Annotated in this window: 5 protein-coding genes; all 5 read left to right on the top strand. The window is 71.5% G+C overall.

The annotated features are described in order from the left end of the window. The first annotated feature begins 35 nt into the window (after positions 1 to 35). The 5 genes from EDD30_RS20665 to EDD30_RS20685 all read left to right on the top strand — a co-directional run bounded on the left by EDD30_RS20665 (position 36) and on the right by EDD30_RS20685 (position 18,816). The gene (locus EDD30_RS20665; RefSeq protein WP_123678393.1) at positions 36 to 1,610 is read left to right on the top strand and encodes an amino acid adenylation domain-containing protein; all 1,575 of its coding nucleotides are present in this window, start codon (positions 36 to 38) and stop codon (positions 1,608 to 1,610) included. Continuing rightward, positions 1,607 to 1,858 (top strand): acyl carrier protein, encoded by a 252-nt coding sequence (locus EDD30_RS20670; RefSeq protein WP_244945336.1) that lies wholly within the window; start codon positions 1,607 to 1,609, stop codon positions 1,856 to 1,858. Before EDD30_RS20665 ends, EDD30_RS20670 begins: the two co-directional genes overlap by 4 nt. A gap of 204 nt (positions 1,859 to 2,062) precedes the next feature. Beyond that, a complete protein-coding gene (locus EDD30_RS20675) occupies positions 2,063 to 3,250 on the top strand; it encodes an NAD(P)/FAD-dependent oxidoreductase (protein ID WP_123678394.1) in 1,188 nt (395 codons plus the stop codon). A gap of 40 nt (positions 3,251 to 3,290) precedes the next feature. Then, positions 3,291 to 11,057 (top strand): non-ribosomal peptide synthetase, encoded by a 7,767-nt coding sequence (locus tag EDD30_RS20680; RefSeq protein WP_123678395.1) that lies wholly within the window; start codon positions 3,291 to 3,293, stop codon positions 11,055 to 11,057. A gap of 10 nt (positions 11,058 to 11,067) precedes the next feature. Next, on the top strand, positions 11,068 to 18,816 hold the full coding sequence (locus EDD30_RS20685) for a non-ribosomal peptide synthetase (protein ID WP_123678396.1): 7,749 nt from the start codon (positions 11,068 to 11,070) through the stop codon (positions 18,814 to 18,816).

Below are 18,816 nucleotides of genomic sequence, written 5' to 3' on the forward strand. Positions count from 1 at the left end.
TGGCCGGCCGTCACCCGTCACATCGGAGTAGCTTCATGATTCTTGCGGGAAAACGAGTCCCCCTGCCTGCGGCGCCGGTCGTTCACCGGCGATTCGAGGCGCACGCCGAAGCCACCCCGGACGCGATCGCCGTGCACTGCGGCGGGCGGCGCCTGTCCTATCGGGAGCTGGACGCGAGGGCCAACCAGTTCGCGCACTTCCTCGCCCGGCGCGGGCACGGACGAGGCGCGAAGGTCGGCGTCTGCCTCGACTACTCGATCGACATGGTGGTCGCCATTCTGGGCACCCTCAAGGCCGGCGCTGCTTACGTGCCGCTCGACCCGGCTTATCCGGAGGCGCGACTGCGGCTACTGCTGGGACAGATTCCCGACCTTGCCGTGATCGTCGCCGCCCCCGCCACGGCCGGGCTGGTGGAGTCCGCGACCGCCGCCGTCATCGACCTCGCGCAGCTCGGCGCCGAGCTGGCGGCGCTCCCGGTAACCGGCCCCGACGTCGCGGTGACCGGGGACGACCTGTGCTATGCGGTCTTCACCTCGGGTTCGACCGGTACCCCGAAACTGACCGCGGTGCGGCACCGAAACTGGTTCAACCTGCTGAACTGGCTGGCCCTCGAATACGGCCTAGACCGCGGATCGAACAACCTCGTGGTGAGCGCGTTCGGCTTCGACCTCTCGCAGCGCAGCCTGATGGCGCCGCTGTTCTGCGGTGCCACCCAGTACCTGATGGCGAGCCGGAACTTCGACGCCGCGATGGCCTACCGGATGCTGCGCGAGCACGACATCCGCGTCGTGCACTGCGCCTCGTCCACGCTCTACGTCCTGGTGGACTGGGAGACGGCGTCCGGCGGCGACGCGCTCAGCCGGTTGGACTACGTGCTCTTCGGCGGGGAACCGCTGCACGTGGAGCGGGTCCTGGACTGGGCCCGGCGCCCGGGAAACAGATGCACTCTGCTGCACCAGTACGGCGTCGCCGAGTGTGCGGACGTCGCGACCTCGTACGACCTGGCCGGCTACCGCAGCGGCGAGCACGACGTCGCGCCGGTCGGCCGTCCGGCCTACAACACCGACATCCACCTCCTCGACGAGCATCTGCGCGGCGTGGGAGCGGCCGAGCACGGTGAGATTTGCATCGCCGGGTCGAGCGTAGGCGCGGGCTACCTCAACGGATCGGGTCCCGAGTCGGCGCGCTTCACCACGATCGAGGCCGACGGCGCCCCGGTGCGGATCTACCGCACGGGCGACCGGGGGTACATCGACGAGGCCGGCGAGCTCATCGTCCTGGGCCGGATGGACACCCAGGTGAAGGTGCGAGGGATGCGCATCGATCCGCACGACATCGAGCGGGCGCTGGGCCGGCTGCCCGGCGTCCGGCAGGCCGCGGTGGTGGTCGCGCGGACGGACTCCGGGGAGTCGGAGCTGACGGCCTTCCTGGTGCCCATCGGCGAGGAGCTCGCGGAGAACGACGTGCGCGCCCGGCTCCTCGAGTCGCTGCCGCGCAACATGGTGCCGGCCCGGTTCCGCACCATCGCCCGACTGCCGTTGAGCCCGCACGGAAAGGTCGACCGCGCGGCGCTGCTCGACGAGCTGCGCGCCGATGTGGTGACGCGATGACCGACGAAAGGACTGTGATGATTGCCGAAAAGGTGCACGCCATCTGGTGCCGCGAGCTGCAGCGCAATGACCTGGCGTTCGACGACGACTTCTTCGCGCTGGGCGGCCAGTCGGTGATAATGGCGAAGATTCAGCGCGCCTTCATGGTGGAACTGGGCGTCGAGGTGCCAGTGGACCAGCTTTTCCGGAACCCCACTGTGGCGTCCGTCTCCGCGTACATCGAATCACTGCAGCCGGTAGCTCGGTAGCGGCACACGCGGTGTTGTCCCGCTGGCGGGACAACACCGCGGCAGCACGTCTCGGGCATATATACCCGGCTCGCCCGGCCGATTAACATCAGTTTTGTGCCCGGCAGCGGACGTTTTTCCGGACCCGCGGTGAGAGGGCATACCTCACATGGCCTCTTCTGGGCCGACCCTGATTAATGAAACTGCCTGGTTAAGAGAGGCGCCATGTACGACGTCATTGTCATAGGTGCCCGTTGTGCGGGTTCGCCGACGGCCATGCTATTCGCGCGGCAGGGATACCGAGTCCTGCTCCTGGAGAAAGCAAACTTCCCGCAGGACACGCTCTCCTCGCATTACTTGCACATGCAGGGCGTGGCGCTGCTTAACCGGTGGGGGCTGCTGGACAAGCTGCGCGCCACCGACGCGCAGCCCATCACCCGCCAGGTGTACGAGGCGGCCGGGGTCCGCGTCGAGGGGTTCTCCCTGCCGATGGATGGGCTGCGGACCACGTACGCCCCTCGGCGGTTCGTGCTCGACCCCCTGCTCGCGGAGGGCGCCGTGGAGGCCGGCGTCGACTTCCGGCAGGGTTGCGCGGTCAACGACCTGGTGTACGAGGACGACCGGGTCGTCGGAGTGAAGTACACGACGCCCGGCGGTGTGCAGGCGACCGAGCGTGCCCGCCTGGTGGTCGGCGCGGACGGCATGCGCTCGCTGGTCGCCCGCAAGGTCGGCGCGCCGAACGTCATCGAGCATGCGCGGCTCACCTGTGTCTACTACAGCTACTGGGCCGGGGTGCCGGCCGACTTCGAGCTGTACGAGCGGCCGGGGCGATGGATCGGCGTCCTGCCCACCAACAATGACCTCACCCTGCTCATGACGTACTTCCCGCAGGCCGACTTCAACGAGGTCCGCAAGGGGATCGAGCCCTTCTACCTCGAGACCTTTCGCACGACGGCACCCGAGCTTTGGGAGCGGATGCAGTCCGGTGAGCGCGTGGAGCAGCTCTACGGCACCGGACACCAGGAGAACTACTTCCGTAAGGCATACGGGTCCGGCTGGGTACTGGTGGGCGACGCGGTCAACCACAAGGACTCCATCACCGCTCGCGGCATCACCGAGGCTTTCGTCCAGGCGCAGACGCTCACCGATTACATCGGGGACCGGCTGCACGACGACCGCGCGCTCAGCACGGCGCTACGGCGTTACGAGAACAACCTGAGCAATGAGGCCCTCAACCATTACCAAGGTGCCCTCAACGTGGCTGAGCTCAAGCCCGAGGGGCGGACCGACATGCTCCGGAAGTTGGTCGGTCATCAGGAGTACATCGACCGATACTTCTCGACTCTGTCGGGAGCGATTGCCATCGACGACTTCTACAACGAGGAACTCCTGACCCTGCTCGACCAGAGCTGACGCAAGGTCCGTTCCCAGGTTTGCCGATATTGGAGACACGATGATTCCGTTGTCCTTCGCGCAGCGCCGGTTGTGGTTTGTGGACCGGTTCGAAGGCCCGTCACCGACATATAACGGCGCTTTCGCCCTGCGGTTGACCGGTGAGCTAGACGTCGATGCACTGCGGGCTGCGCTCCGCGATGTCGTCGAGCGGCACGAGGTCCTCCGTACCGTGATCGCGGAGGGCGACGACGGCGTCCCGTACCAGCAGGTCCTGCCGCCCGGGACCGAGCCGTTCGACCTGACGGTCGCTGACGTCGCGGAGAGCGACCGACCGGCGGCGGTCGACGCGGTCGCCAAGCAGACCTTCGACCTCGCCGCAGACATGCCGATCCGTGCCCGGCTGCTGCGCACCGGACCGCGCGAGCACACGCTCGTGCTGGTCGTGCACCACATCGCACTGGACGGCGAATCCCTCGGACCGCTGCTGCGTGATCTCAGTACGGCGTACGCGTCGCGTCGCGCTGGTCAGGCCCCGGGCTGGGAGCCGCTGGCGATCCAGTACGCGGACTACACGCTGTGGCAACAGGAGATACTCGGCGACGAGTCCGATCCGGACAGTCTGGCGGCCCGGCAACTGGCCTACTGGCGCGAGACGCTGGCCGACCTGGTGCAGCCGCTGGCCCTGCCGACGGACCGCCTCCGTCCGCGGGTGGCGAGCTCCCAGGGCGATCTGGTGGAGTTCTCGATCGAGCCGGACCTGCTGGAGGCGGTGCGGAAGCTGGTCGCCGAGCAGGACATCACGGTGTCGATGGTCATGCATGCGGCGCTGGCGGTGCTCCTGCACCACCTCGGGTGCGGCGATGACGTGCCTATCGGCGCGCCCATCGCGGGTCGCATCGACGAGGAGCTGCGGGACCTCGTCGGGTTCTTCGTCAACACCTGGGTGCTGCGGGTGGACCTCAGCGGCAACCCGAACTTCCGGCAGTTGCTCGATCGGGTGCGGGACCGCTCCCTCGGCGCCTACGACAACCAGGACCTGCCGTTCGAACGGCTCGTGGAGCTGCTGAACCCCGACCGCTCCACCGCGTACCACCCCTTCTTCCAGGTGATGCTCGCCTGGCAGGAGCCCCTGGGTGAGCTCGCCTTCGCCGACCTCGAGGTCGAGTCCGAGACGCTCGACACCGCTACGGCCAAGTTCGACCTGTTCTTCAACATCATCCCGAACGGTTCCGGTGGGGCCGGGGTCCGGCTGGAGTACGCCACCGCCCTGTTCGACCGGGACACGGTCGAGGACCTTGCGGCCCGCTTCACGCGCGTGCTGAGCCGCCTCGTCGCCGACCCGGACCGCCACATCAACGGCGTCGACGTGCTCGACGCGGCGGAGCGGGAGCGGTTGCTCGCACGGTTCGCCGACACCGACACGGCGGTGGTCGAGCAGACGATCCCGGAGCTGTTCGAGGCCCAGGCGGCCCGGACGCCCGACGCCGTGGCGGTCATGTGTGCCGGCCGCACGCTGACCTACCGCGAGCTCGACGACCGGACGAACCGTCTCGCGCGGGAACTGGCTCGGCGGGGGGTCGAGCCCGAGGACCTGGTCGTGCTGGCGGTGCCGCGCACCGAGGACCTGGTGGTCGGCCTCCTCGGCATCCTCAAGTCCGGGGCCGCGTACCTGCCGATGGACGAGCGGTATCTGGGCGCCCGGGCCGTGGGGATGCTGGCCGAGGCGCGGCCACGCTTCGCCGTCACCGACACCGAGACGGCGCGCAGGCTGCCCGGCGACGACATCTCGGTCATCAACCTCGACTACTTCGGGCAGTGGAACGCGCAGGACGCGACGGCCTCGATGGCGCCGCCGGCTCCCGACAACCTCGCGTACGTCATGTACACCTCCGGCTCCACGGGCAAGCCGAAGGGCGTCGCGATCACCCATCGCAACGTCGTCAACGGGGTACGGGAGCTGGCCCGCCGCCTCGACGCACCGGCCGGGTGGCACATGCTGGCCGCCACCTCGGTCAACTTCGACGTGTCGGTCTTCGAGCTGCTGACGACCCTGTCCACCGGCGGTACGGCCGAGTTGGTGCCCGACGCGCTGGCACTCGGCGAACGCGACAGCTGGGATGGGCACGTGGTCAGCGGGGTCCCGTCGGTCCTCGGCGAGCTGGTCGGCCAGATGGCCAAGGCGCCCAACATCCGCTCGGTCGTCTTCGCCGGTGAGGTCCTCCCGGCTCGGCTGGTGCGGCAGGTGCGCGAGGCGCTCCCCGATGCGCAGATCGTGAACGCGTACGGGCAGAGCGAAAGCTTCTACGCCACCGCGCTCTCGCTGCCGGCCGCCGCGGAGTGGACGCACAGCGATGTCGCGTCGATCGGTACGCCGCTGGGGAACATGCGTGTGTACGTGCTCGGCCCGGGCCTCGTCCCCGTTGCGCCGGGCGTGCTCGGCGAGCTGTACGTGGCCGGCACCTCCCTCGGACGTGGCTACCACGGCCGTCCCGGCCTGACCGCCGAACGTTACGTGGCCGACCCGTTCGGCCCGGCCGGCGAGCGGATGTACCGCACCGGTGACCTGGCGCGCTGGAACGCTGACGGGCATCTGGAGTGCGTCGGGCGCGACGACAGCCAGGTGAAGGTTCGAGGCTTCCGCATCGAGACGGCCGAGGTCGAGGCGGCGTGCACGCAGCACCCCGGCATCAGCGAGGCTGTGGTGATCAGCCGCGAGGTGCCCGCGGGCGGGCGGCGGCTCGTCGCCTACGTGGTGCACACCGGCGAGGGGGCCGTGGGTGACGACGGCGCCGGCGGCATCGGCGACGTTGACGTGCAGTCGGGAGCCTCGGCGGGCGAGTTGCGCAAGTTCGTCGCGGCTCGCTTGCCCGACTATATGGTGCCGTCGGCCTTCGTCGCGCTGAGCCGGCTCCCGCTGGGACCCACGGGCAAGCTGGACCGCTCGGCACTGCCCGCGCCGGAGTTCCTGGGCGAGACCTACCGGGAGCCGCGCACCGAGGCCGAGGCCGTCATCGCGACCGCCTACGCGGATGTGCTCGGCGTCGACCGGGTCGGCGTCGACGACGACTTCTTCGCGATCGGTGGGGACAGCCTGCGGTCGATCCAGGTCGTGGCGCGGGCGCGGGCGCGTGGCCTGCACGTCACCACTCGGGAAATCTTCGAATGCCGCACCGCGGCGCGGCTGGCCGGGCTGGCCGCCGCCCGCCAGCACCCGGTGCCCGGGCTCGTCGAGGACGAGGGCGGCGGTCTCGGCCCGATGGCGCTGCCGCCGGTGGCGCGGCAGGTGTTCGAGCATGGGGGATCGATTAACCGGTTCGCCATGGCGATGGCGCTGGAACTGCCGGTCGGCATCGACGCGAGCGGGCTGGCCGCGACGCTGGACGCCCTCCTCGACCGGCACGACCTGCTGCGTGCGCGGCTCGTACGCGGCGACGATCTCACCCTTGACGTCCGGCCGCGCGGCAGCGTACGAGCCTTGGACCTGATCCATTCGGTTGCCTGCGACGGCCGGTGGGCCGAGCCGTCCTCTCTGGCGGCGGCGGAAGCGGAGCTGGACGCCGCGGTCGGACGGCTCGACCCGGAGGCCGGGACCATGGCGGCCTTCGTCTGGTTCGCCGCGCCGTCCGGCGCCGGCCGGTTGCTGATCGTGCTGCACCACCTGGTGGTGGACGGCGTCTCCTGGCGCATCCTCATGTCGGACCTCGCCGAGGCGTGGCAGCAGGTCTCCTCCGGGCGTCCGGTCGAACTGCCCCCGGGGGGCACGTCGGCGCGCCGCTGGGCCTCAGCCCTGGCGGCCGAGGCGCTCTCCCCCGAGCGGGAGTCCGAGCTGACCTACTGGCGTGACCTGCTCGAGGTGCCGGATCTGCCGTTGGGCGAGCGAGCGTTCGACCCGTCGGTGGACGTGATGGGTACCGTCGACACTCTGCGGCTGCGGCTGCCCGCCGAGGTCACCGACGCCGTGCTGACCAAGCTGCCGGCGGCGTTCCGGGCCACCGGGACCGACGTGCTGCTCGCCGCGCTCGCTCTGGCGGTGGACCGGTGGCGCGGCGCCCAGGCGCCCACCGTGGTGCGTCTGGAGGGTCACGGTCGCGAGGAGGACGTGGTCCCCGGGGCCGACCTGTCCCGCACCATCGGCTGGTTCACCAGCATGTATCCGGCCCGGATCGCTCTACCCGGCGTGGATGTGGCCGACGTGCTGGCCGGCGGCTCGGCGGCCGGGGCAGCCATCAAGCTGGTCAAGGAGCAGCTTCGCCAGGTGCCCGACAAGGGTCTCGGCTACGGATTGCTGCGCTACCTGAACCCGGAGACCGCCGAGCAACTCGCCGACTATCCGGCGCCCCAGATCGGCTTCAACTACCTCGGCCGGATCTCCGACGCTGACGTGCCGGAGCACCTGCGCGCGCACGGGTGGGTGCCGGCGTCCTGGTCCACCGAGCTGATCGCGATGCCCGACCCGGACCTGCCCGCGCTGTCCACGCTCGAGGTCAACTCCGTCGCCGTGGATTCCGCTGACGGCACGGTGCTGCAGACGGTCTTCATGTTCCCTTCCGGGCTGTTGTCCCGCGATCGGGTCGGCGAGCTGGCCGACCTGTGGGTCGACGTGTTGCGGGGCATGACGGCGTACGCCGCCCGCGCTCCGATCGGGGGTCTCACCCCCTCGGACGCCCCGCTGATCGCGGTGCGGCAGGACGAGATCGAGGACTGGGAGCGGCGCTACGGCCGGCTGGCCGAGGTATGGCCGCAGGCACCGGGCCAGTCCGGCATCCAGTTCCAGGCCGCGCTCGCGGACGGCGCCTTCGACGTCTACCACATGCAGTTCCTGCTGCACCTGTCGGGACACGTCGACCCCGCGCGGGTCCGGGCGGCCGGGGAGGCGCTCCTGCGCCGGTATCCCAACCTGCGCTCGGCGTTCCTGTCGACGGCCGGCGGCGACCCCGTTCAGGTCGTGCCGGAACACGTCGACCTGCCCTGGCGGCACATCGACCTGACCGGCCAGGACGACGCGGAGCAGAACGCCGCGGTGGACGCGTTCCTGGCCGAGGACCGGGCCGACCGGCTCGACCCCACCCGGCCGCCGCTGTTCCGCCTGGCCCTGCTCACCTGCGGACCGGAGCGGGCCAAGCTCGTCATCACCGCCCACCACACCCTCTTCGACGGCTGGTCGTCGCCACTGGTGATCAAGGAACTGGTCCAGATGTACGCCGAGGCCCGCGAGCTCCCCGCGATTCGCGGCTACGGCGACTACCTGGCCTGGCTGTCCACCCAGGACCGCGAGGCGTCGGCCGCCCGGTGGAAGGCCGAGCTTGCCGGGTTCGACCAGCCGACCCTCATGGCCCCGGACGCCCCAGCCACCAGCGAAGCGTCCGCTCTCGGGCGCGTGGAAGTGCCGTTCTCGATCGATCAGGGTCGGGAGCTCGCGCGGCGCGCCGCGGAGCTCGGGGTCACCCTGAACACTCTGTTGCAGGGGGCATGGGCGATCCTGCTCTCGAAGCTGACCGGTAACGACGACGTGGTGTTCGGCGCCGCGGTCAACGGCCGTCCCGCGGACGTGTCGGGGTCGGACGAGATGGTCGGACTGTTCATCAACACCCTGCCGACCAGGGTGTTCTGCCGGCCGGACGCCAGCATCGGCGAGGTCGTCACCGAGCTGCAGAACCGGCAGGTCGCGCTGCTCGACCACCACTACTACGGGCTGGCCGATATTCAGCGCGGCGTCGGATTGCCCGCCCTTTTCGACACGATCGTCGTGTTCGAGAACTATCCCATCGACCGTGAAGGCATCGTCGAGGCGAACGACGCGGCCGGCTTCACCATCGACGGCATCCGCCCGTTCGCGGGCTCGCACTACCCGCTGACCCTCAACTCCTCCGACCCGTACCTGCGGCTCTCCCTCGACTACCAGAACAACCTCTTCCACCGCGCCGCGGCCGAGGTGATCGCCGGGCGGCTCGTCCGGGTGCTGGAGCAGGTGCTCGAGGACCCGGCAATCCCCGTCGGCGCCGTGCAGGTGCTGTCGGAGCAGGAACGGGACTGGTTGGTACGCGAGGTCAACGACACGGCGCACCCGGTGGCCGCGGACACCCTGCCCGGCGCGTTCGAGTCTCAGGTCGAGCGCGACCCGCAGCGGCCGGCGTTGATCGGTGAGCACGAGACGCTGACGTACGGCGAGTTCAACCGGCGCGCCAACCAGCTGGCGCACTGGCTGATCGAGCAGGGCGCCGGACCCGAGCGGCTGGTCGCGGTGCGGATCCCCCGGTCGGTGGAGCTGCTGGTGGCGATCTACGCCGTGGTGAAGGCGGGCGCGGCCTACCTACCGCTGGACACCGAGCTTCCCGAGGACCGGGTGCGGCAGGTGCTCGACGGCGCGAAGCCACTGCTGGTCCTCGACGCGACGCTGCCCGACGTGTCCGGTTATCCGGTCGCGAACCCGCAGCGCACGCTGTCGCCGGACAACGCCGCGTACGTCATCTACACCTCGGGCTCCACCGGCGGCCCCAAGGGCGTGCAGGTGGCCCATCGGGCGATCATGAACCGGCTCAAGTGGGGCCTGGCGCACTTCGGCGTCGGTGCCGAGGACCGCGTGCTGCTGAGCACCACCGCGAGCTTCGACGTGTCGGTGCCGGAGCTGTTCGCACCGCTGCAGGTCGGGGCCGCCATCGTGATCGCGCGTCCGGACGGGCGCCGGGACCCGGCGTACCTCGCCGACCTGATCCAGCGGGAGCGGGTGACCGGTGCGGACTTCGTACCCTCGCTGCTGGAGGCGTTCGTCGCCGAGCCCGCGGCCAAGGAGTGCGACAGCCTGCGCTGGATCGAGGTCGCGGGCGAGGCGTTCCCCGCCGCGCTGGCCAACCGGGCGACCGAGGTGCTCCCCGGCTGCGGGGTGCACAACCTGTACGGCCCGACCGAGGCCGCCGTGGAGGTCACCGCGTGGCAGCACGTGCCGGGCGCGGACCGAGTGCCGATCGGCGCGCCGGTGTGGAACACCCAGGTCTACGTGTTGGACGCGGCGCTGCGCCCGGTCGCGCCCGGAGTCACCGGTGAGCTCTACCTAGCCGGCGTCGGGCTGGCCCGTGGCTACCTCGGCCGGACCGGGCTGACCGCCGGCCGGTTCGTGGCCTGCCCCTTCGGGGCGCCGGGCAGCCGGATGTACCGCACCGGAGACGTGGTGCGGTGGAACGCCGACGGCCAGGTCGAGTACATCGGACGCTCCGACTTCCAGGTCAAGGTCCGCGGCTTCCGCATCGAGTTGGGCGAGATCGAGCAGGCGCTGACCGCCTCCCCGGACGTCAGCACCGCGGTGGTCGTGCTGCGCGAGGACCGCGCCGGCGACCAGCGGCTCGTCGCATACGTGGTGCCGGCCAAGGGCGTCGCGGACCCGGCGGAGCTGGACTGCGCGGCCCTGACCGAGCAGGCCCGGGAACACCTGCCGGAGTACATGGTCCCGTCGGCGATCGTGGCGCTCGCCGAGCTCCCGCTGACGCGGAGCGGAAAGCTCGATCGCCATGCGCTTCCCGCGCCGGAACGTCCGGTCACCGGGACCGGGCGGGAACCGCGCAACCACACCGAAGAGGTCCTCTGCCGGCTCTTCGCCGAGCTGCTCGGGGTGGACGGGGTCGGTGTCGACGCCGACTTCTTCGAACATGGCGGCCACTCCTTGCTTGCCACTCGCCTGATCGGCCGGATTCGCAAGGAGCTCGGCGTCGACGTGAAGGTCACCATGGTCTTCCGCGGCCCGACCGTCACCCAGCTGGCGGCGCAGATCGAGCAGCTGTCCAGGTCAGACCGCCCCCAGCTGCGACCCCAGCTGCGCCCGATGAGCGTGTAGGAGTGCCTCGATGATCCCGTTGTCCTTCGCCCAGCGCCGGCTGTGGTTCCTCAACCGCCTGGAGGGTCCCTCCGCGACCTACAACATTCCGTTCGTCCTACGCCTGGCGGGGCCGCTGGACACGGCGGCGCTGGCCGCGGCCATCACCGACATCGTCGCCCGCCACGAGAGCCTGCGCACCCTGATCGTGGAGGACGCGGACGGCACTCCGGAGCAGCGGATCCTGCCCGCCGAGCAGGCGGTCCCCGAGTTCCGGGTGGTCGACGTGGTCGCGGACGCGGTGGAGGGCGCGACCCAGCAGGCCGCGTGCGAGGGCTTCGAGCTCGACACGCAGATGCCGCTGCGGACCACCGTTCTGCGCGTCTCCCCGCAGGAGCACGTGCTGGTGTTCGTGTTCCACCACATCGCCGCGGACGGGGCCTCGATGGCCCCGTTCCTGCGGGATCTGCTGCAGGCGTACGCGGCCCGCCAGCAGGGCCGCCCGCCGCAGTGGGCGCCCCTCGCGGTGCAGTACAAGGACTACACGCTGTGGCAGCGGCAGCTGCTCGGCGACGAGGACGACCCGGGCAGCATCGCCGCGGCACAGCTGGACTACTGGCGCGAGGAACTCGCCGGCGTGCCGCAGCCGGTGCAGCTGCCGCTGGACCGGGCGCGGCCGACGGCGGCCGACCACCACGGCGGCCACGTCGACTTCGAGCTGGATGCGGACCTGCTGACCGGGATCGCCAAGCTGGCCGCGCAGCACGGTGCCACGGCGCCGATGGTCGCGCAGGCCGCACTGGCGGTGCTCCTGCATCACCTGGGCGCGGGCAACGACCTGACGATCGGCAGCCCGATCGAGGGGCGCGCCGACGAGCAGCTCGACGATCTGATCGGGTTCTTCGCCAACACCTGGGTGCTGCGCGTCGGCCTGGCGGGGAACCCGGCGTTCGGGGATCTGCTGACGCAGGTCCGCGACCGGGCGCTGGCCGCGTACGACAACCAGGATGTTCCGTTCGAGCGGCTGGTGGAGCTGCTGAGCCCGGACCGGACCACCGCCTACCAGCCCCTGTTCCAGGTGATGCTGGCCTGGCAGTTCGAGTGGTCGCCGCTCGAGATCCCGGGGCTGCGGGTCACGCCGGTCCCGGCCGGCACCGGCACGGCGAAGTTCGACCTGTTCTTCAACATCGTCCCGGCCCCGTCCGGCGGTGCCTACGGGCGGCTGGAGTACGCAACCGAACTGTTCGACCCCGCCACGGCCGAGAGCCTGGCTGAGCGTTACGTCCGCGTGCTGCGGCAGGTGGTAGCCGACCCCGCGGCGCGACTCGGTGCGGTGGACGTGCTCACCGGCGCCGAACGAGAGCGGCTGGCCGAGCCGAACCGGGCGACGGCACCGGCGCGGGACGCGACGCTGGTGGAGCTGGTCGCCGCTCAGGTGGCGCGGACGCCGGACGCGACATCCGTGGTGTGCGGGCAGACCGCGTTGTCGTACCGGGAACTCGACGTCCGCGCGGGCCGGCTGGCCGCGGTCCTGCGCGAGCGCGGTGTCGGGCCGGACGTCCTGGTCGCCGTGGCGCTGCCGCGGTCGGTGGACCTGGTGGTCGCGCTGCTGGGCGTGCTCAAGGCCGGCGGTGCCTACCTGCCGATCGACCCCGCCTACCCGGCGGCGCGGATCGGCCTGCTGCTCGACACGGCGGAGCCGTCCCTGGTGCTGACCGACGACGAGACGGCGGCGGTGGTGGGCGTCTGCCCGGTGCCGGTGCTGCACCTCGGCGACGTGCCCCTCGACGGCCCGGCACGGGAGCTCCCGAATGCCGGCGCCAAGCCGGACCACCTGGCCTACGTCATGTTCACGACCGGGTCGACCGGCACGCCCAAGGGTGTCGCCGTCACCCACGCCGGCGTGGTCAACGGCGTACGGCAGCTGCGCCGGACGGTGCAGGTCGGCGCGGGATCCCGGATGCTGGCCGCGACATCGGTGAACTTCGACGTATCGGTCTTCGAGATCTTCACCGCGCTGACCGCGGGCGCGAGCGTCGACATCGTCCGCGACGTCCTCGAACTCGCCGAGCGCGGCAGCTGGTCGGGCACCACCGTCAGCGCCGTACCCACGGTGTTCTCCGCCCTGCTCGACCAGATCGCCACCGACGGCCCGGACCGCCTCGAGCTCGACGTGGAAACCGTCGTCTTCGCCGGTGAGGCGCTCTCGGCCGAGCTGGTCAGCGAGGTTCGCCGCGCCCTGCCCGGCGTCCGTGTCGTCAACGCCTACGGGCAGACGGAAAGCTTCTACGCCACCACGCTCACGCTCCCGCAGCAGCCGGACGGTAGCGCGGCGATACCGGTCGGACGGCCCCTGGCCAACATGCGCACCTACGTTCTGGGGCCGGAACTCACCCCGGTCGCGCCCGGCGTGATCGGCGAACTGTACGTCGGCGGCCTGCTCGCCCGCGGCTATCACCGCAGCGGCCGGTCGACCGCGGAGCGGTTCGTCGCCTGCCCCTTCGGTCCGGACGGCGCGCGCATGTACCGCACCGGCGACCTGGCCCGGTGGGACGACGAGGGCCGGCTGCACTACGCGGGACGCACCGACACCCAGGCGAAGGTCAACGGCATCCGGGTCGAGCCGACCGAGATCGAGACGGTCCTCACCCGGCATCCCGCGGTCGGCCGGGCAGCGGTCACCGTATGTGAGGACCACACCGGACACGCGCGGCTCGTCGGCTATGTGGCGCCGGCGGGCACCGCGGCCGACGCCGAGCCGGGCGCCGGCGTGTCGACGGCGGACCTGCGCTCGTTCGTGGCCGAGCGGCTGCCGGACTACATGGTGCCGGCCGTCCTCGTGGTGCTGGACCGGCTGCCGCTGACCGCGAACGGCAAGCTGGACCGGGCCGCGTTGCCCGTGCCGGAGTTCGCCGGCGCCGAGCACCGGGCGCCGCGCAACGCGACGGAGCAGGTGCTGGCCGAGGTGTACGCGGACGTTCTCGGCGCCGGGCAGGTGGGCATCGACGACGACTTCTTCACCAGCGGCGGGGACAGCATCCGCTCCATTCAGGTCGTGGCGCGGGCCAAGGCGCGCGGCGTGGTCGTCAGCACGCGGGAGATCTTCGAGCACCGTACGGTTGCCCGGCTCGCCGAGCTGGTCGACGCCCGGACGGACGAGGACCGCGTGGTCCTGGCCGAGCTGCCGGGCGGCGGTGTGGGCTGGGCTCCGCTGCCCCCGACGGCGGCGCACGTTCTCGCGCTGGGCGGCGGCATCGGGCGGTTCTGCATGTCCGCGCTGCTCACCCTGCCCACCGGCATCGACCGCGCGGGACTGGTCGCGACGCTGCAGGCCATGCTGGACCGGCACGACGTGCTGCGATCCCGGCTTGACCGGGCACGGCCGGGCCTGGTCATGGCGCCGGCCGGCAGCGTGGACGCCGGGGCGCTGCTGCGGGAAGTCCGCCTGGACGGCGCCGACGTGCAGGCCGAGCTGGACTCGGCCGCTGACCGGCTGGACCCGGACACGGGCGTCATGGCGCAGTTCGTCCGGTTCACCCACGACACGGACGCGGACCGGCTGCTGATCGTGCTGCACCACCTGGTCGTCGACGGGGTGTCGTGGCGGATCCTGGTGCCGGACCTGGTGGCCGCCTGGCAGCGGATCCGCGGCGACCGCACCCCGCAGCCGGCCGCGGCGGGCACCTCGCTGCGGCGCTGGACGCACGCGCTGGCCGACGAGGCGGCCGCCGCGCAGCGGGCGGCGGAACTGCCCGTCTGGCAGGAGATCCTCCGGGCGGACGAGCCCGTGCTGGGCGCCCGGGCGCTGGACCCGGCTCGCGATGTCGCGGCCACCGTGGACACCGTGCGCATCCAGGTTCCGGCGGACGTCACGGAAACCTTGCTGACCACCCTGCCCGCGGTGTTCCGCGGCGGTGTCGACGACGGGCTGTTGACCGGGCTGGCGCTGGCGCTGGCGCAGTGGCGCCGGACGCGGGGCGAGTCCGGGACCTCGACGCTGGTCCGGCTGGAAGGACACGGCCGTGAGGAGCACCTGGTGTCCGGTGCCGACCTGTCGAGCACCGTCGGCTGGTTCACCGCAATGTTCCCGGTGCGCCTGGACCTCGCGGGTGTCGACGTGACGAACGCGTTCGCGGGTGGCCCGGCCGCCGGACGGGCGATCAAGGCCGTCAAGGAGCAGTTGCGGGCCGTGCCGGACAACGGCATGGGCTACGGCCTGCTGCGTCACCTCAACCCGCAGACCGCCGCCGCGCTCGCCGGGGCGCGCGAACCGCAGATCGGCTTCAACTACCTGGGCCGCTCCTCCGACGCGGACATCCCCGAGGAGCTGCGCGGCCTGGGCTGGGCGCCGGATCCCGCGTACCGGGACCTGATCGCCGCGCCGGACGCGGACATGCCGGCGCTGTCGGCACTGGAGATCAACGCGGTGGCCACGAGCACGGCCGCCGGCGACGAGCTGACCGCCTACTTCGGCTTCCCCACCGGCGTGCTCGGCCGCGACGAGGTGACCGAGCTGGCCGGGCTGTGGGTGCAGGCGCTGACCGCCCTGGCGCGGCACGCCACCGCCCCTGGCGCCGGCGGGCTGACCCCGAGCGACGCGCCCCTTGTCCCGGTATGCCAGGACGAGATCGACGGCTGGGAGGCCCGCTTCGGCGCGCTTGCCGCGGCCTGGCCGGCGACACCGGTGCAGTCGGGGATGCTGTTCCACACGATGCTGGCCGGGTCGTCGTTCGACGCGTACCACATGCAGCTGGTGTTCCACCTGTCCGGCGCGGTCGACCCGGAGCGGATGCACCGGGCCGCGCAGGCGCTGGTGGGGCAGCACGCCAGCCTGCGTGCGGCGTTCGTCGACCGAGCGGACGGCGAGGTGGTGCAGGTGGTGCCGCGAACGGTGACCCTGCCGTGGCAGTACCTCGACCTGACCGCGGCCGACGAGCCGGCGCGGACCGAGGCGTTCGAGGCGTTTCTCGCCCGGGACCGGGACGTCCACTTCGACGTGGCCGACCCGCCGCTGATCCGGATGGCCCTCGCCATCCTCGAGCCCGGCCGCGCCGAACTGGTGCTGACCGCCCACCACGTGCTGATCGACGGCTGGTCCATGCCCTTGCTGATGCGGGACCTGTTGCTGCTCTACGCCTCGGACGGTGACCCGGCCCGGCTGCCCGCACCCCGCGACTTCGGCGAGTTCCTGTCCTGGCGCGCTCGGCAGGACGAGAAGGAGTCCGGGCGGGTGTGGGCGGCCGAGCTCGACGGGGTCGAGGAGCCGACCTTGCTCGCTCCCGGCTCGGACGGCGTGGGCGAGCAGGGCGTCGACCAGGTCGACATCGCGCTCGAGCCCGGCGAGGCACGCGCCCTGGTTCGGCGCGCGGCCGAATGGGGCGTCACCGTCAACACGCTGGTCCAGGGCGCCTGGGCGCTACTGCTCGGCCAGCTCACCGGCCGCCAGGACGTGGTGTTCGGGGCGACCGTCTCCGGGCGCCCGCCCACCGTGCCGGACGTCGACGCGATGGTCGGGATGTTCATCAACACCCTTCCCGTACGCGTCACGTACGCGCCCGGTGACACCGTCGCCGAGGTCCTCACCCGGCTGCAGGGCCGGCAGGCCGGTCTGCTGGACCACCACTACTACGGGCTAACGGAGATTCAGCAGGCTGCCGGCCTGCCGTCCCTCTTCGACACGTTGGTCGTCTTCGAGTCCTACCCCGTCGACCGGGACGGCCTCGACGCCGCCGCCGATGCCGCGGACGGGATCGCCTTCACCGGCCTGCGCCCGTCCACGGCCACCAACTACCCGCTGACCCTGATGGCGGCGGCCGATCCGCAGCTCCAGCTCCTCTTCCAGTACGCGCCAGGCGTCTTCGGCCGTGACACGGTGGAAGTGTTCGCGGCCCGCCTCGGGCGCGTCCTGCGACAACTGGCGACCGACCCCGGCCTGACGGTCGCGCAGGTCGATGTCCTGGATCCGGCCGAACGCCACCGGCTGCTCGCCAACTTCAACGACACGGCCGAGCCGACTTCGGACATGACGGTCGCCGGGCTCGTCGAGGCACAGGCCGCGCGGACCCCGGACGCGGTTGCCGTGGTCGCCGAGGGCGCATCGCTCACCTACCGCCAGGTGAACGCCCGGGCAGACCGGCTGGCGCACGAACTGGCCGGCCGCGGCGTCGGCCCGGAGTCGGTTGTCGCGGTATCGCTGCCGCGGTCGGCGGACCTGGTGGTCGCGCTGCTCGCGGTCCTCAAGGCGGGCGGCGCGTACCTGCCGGTCGACCCCAAGTACCCCAGCCACCGCCTCGCCGCCGTCTTCGCCGAGGCGCGTCCGCGCCTGGTCCTGACGGACTCTGCGACGGTCGCGGTGCTGCCGGAGCACGACGCACCGGACGTCCTCCTCGACACGCTGGACCTGTCCGGCGAGCACGCCGGCCCCGGCGTGCGGCTGCAGGCACAGCAGCTGGCCTACGTGATGTACACCTCCGGCTCCACTGGCCGGCCCAAGGGCGTCGCCATCACCCACGCGAACGTGGTCAACGGCGTGCTGCGGCTCGCCGACCGCGTGGGCATGGCGCCGGGCAAGCGGCTGCTCGCCGGCACCTCGGTGAACTTCGACGTGTCGGCGTTCGAAATTTTCACGACGCTGGCTGTCGGCGGCGTCGTCGAGCTGGTCCGCGACGTCCTGGTCCTGGGCGAGCGGGCGGGCTGGAGCGGCAGCGTCGTCTCCACCGTCCCGTCCGCCTTCGCCGAACTGGTCAAGGAGATCTCCGGCGGGACCGGCGTGGAGACCGTCGTGTTCGCCGGCGAGGCGCTCTCGGCCTCGCTCGTCGAGAAGACGCGGGCCGCCTTGCCCGGCGTGCGGGTCGTGAACGCGTACGGGCAGACCGAGTCGTTCTACGCCACCACCTTCACCGTGGACCGTGAGCTCCCGGCCGGTACGGGCACCGTGCCCATCGGTACCCCGCTCGGCAACATGCGGGCGTACGTCCTCGGCCCGGGAATGGCTCCGGTGCCGCCGGGAGCCGTCGGCGAGCTGTACGTCGGCGGAAACATCGGCCGCGGCTACTACCGCCGCGGTGGGCTGACCGCTGAGCGTTTCGTGGCCGACCCGTTCGGCCCGCCCGGCGCGCGCATGTACCGCACCGGCGACCTGGCCCGCGTCGACGGGGGCGGCCGGCTGGAGTACCTGGGCCGCCGCGACGCGCAGGTCAAAGTGCGCGGCTTCCGCATCGAGCCGGCCGAGGTCGAGGCCGCGCTCGCCGCCCACCCCGGCATCGCCCAGGCCGTCGTCATCACTCGCGAGCAATCCGGTGGAGCCCGGCAACTGGTCGCCTACGTCGTCGCCGCCACGGGCGCCACCCTGGAAGCGCGGGCGCTGCAGGCTTTCACCGCGCAGCGGCTGCCGGACTTCATGGTGCCGTCCGCCGTCGTCGTCCTCGACCAGCTACCGCTCGCTCCGAACGGCAAGCTGGACCGGGCCGCCCTGCCCGAACCGGCGTACGCCCGTACCGAGTACCGCGCTCCCCGCACCGCCCGCGAGGGCACCCTGGCGCGGCTGTTCGCCGAGGTGCTCGACGTGGACCGGGTCGGTATCGACGACGGCTTCTTCGACCTCGGCGGGCACTCCCTGCTCGCCACGCGGCTGATCAGTCGCGCCCGCGCCGAGATGGGCATTGAGATACCCATCCGCAAGATCTTCGACCTGCCGACCGTGGCCGCGCTCGCCGAGTGGGCCGGGGAATCAGCCGCGCCTCGTCGTCCCAGCCTGCGCAAGATGCTCGTAGAGGAGTAG

The sequence above is a fragment of the Couchioplanes caeruleus genome (assembly GCF_003751945.1).
In the GTDB taxonomy this organism is placed as follows: Bacteria; Actinomycetota; Actinomycetes; order Mycobacteriales; family Micromonosporaceae; genus Actinoplanes; species Actinoplanes caeruleus.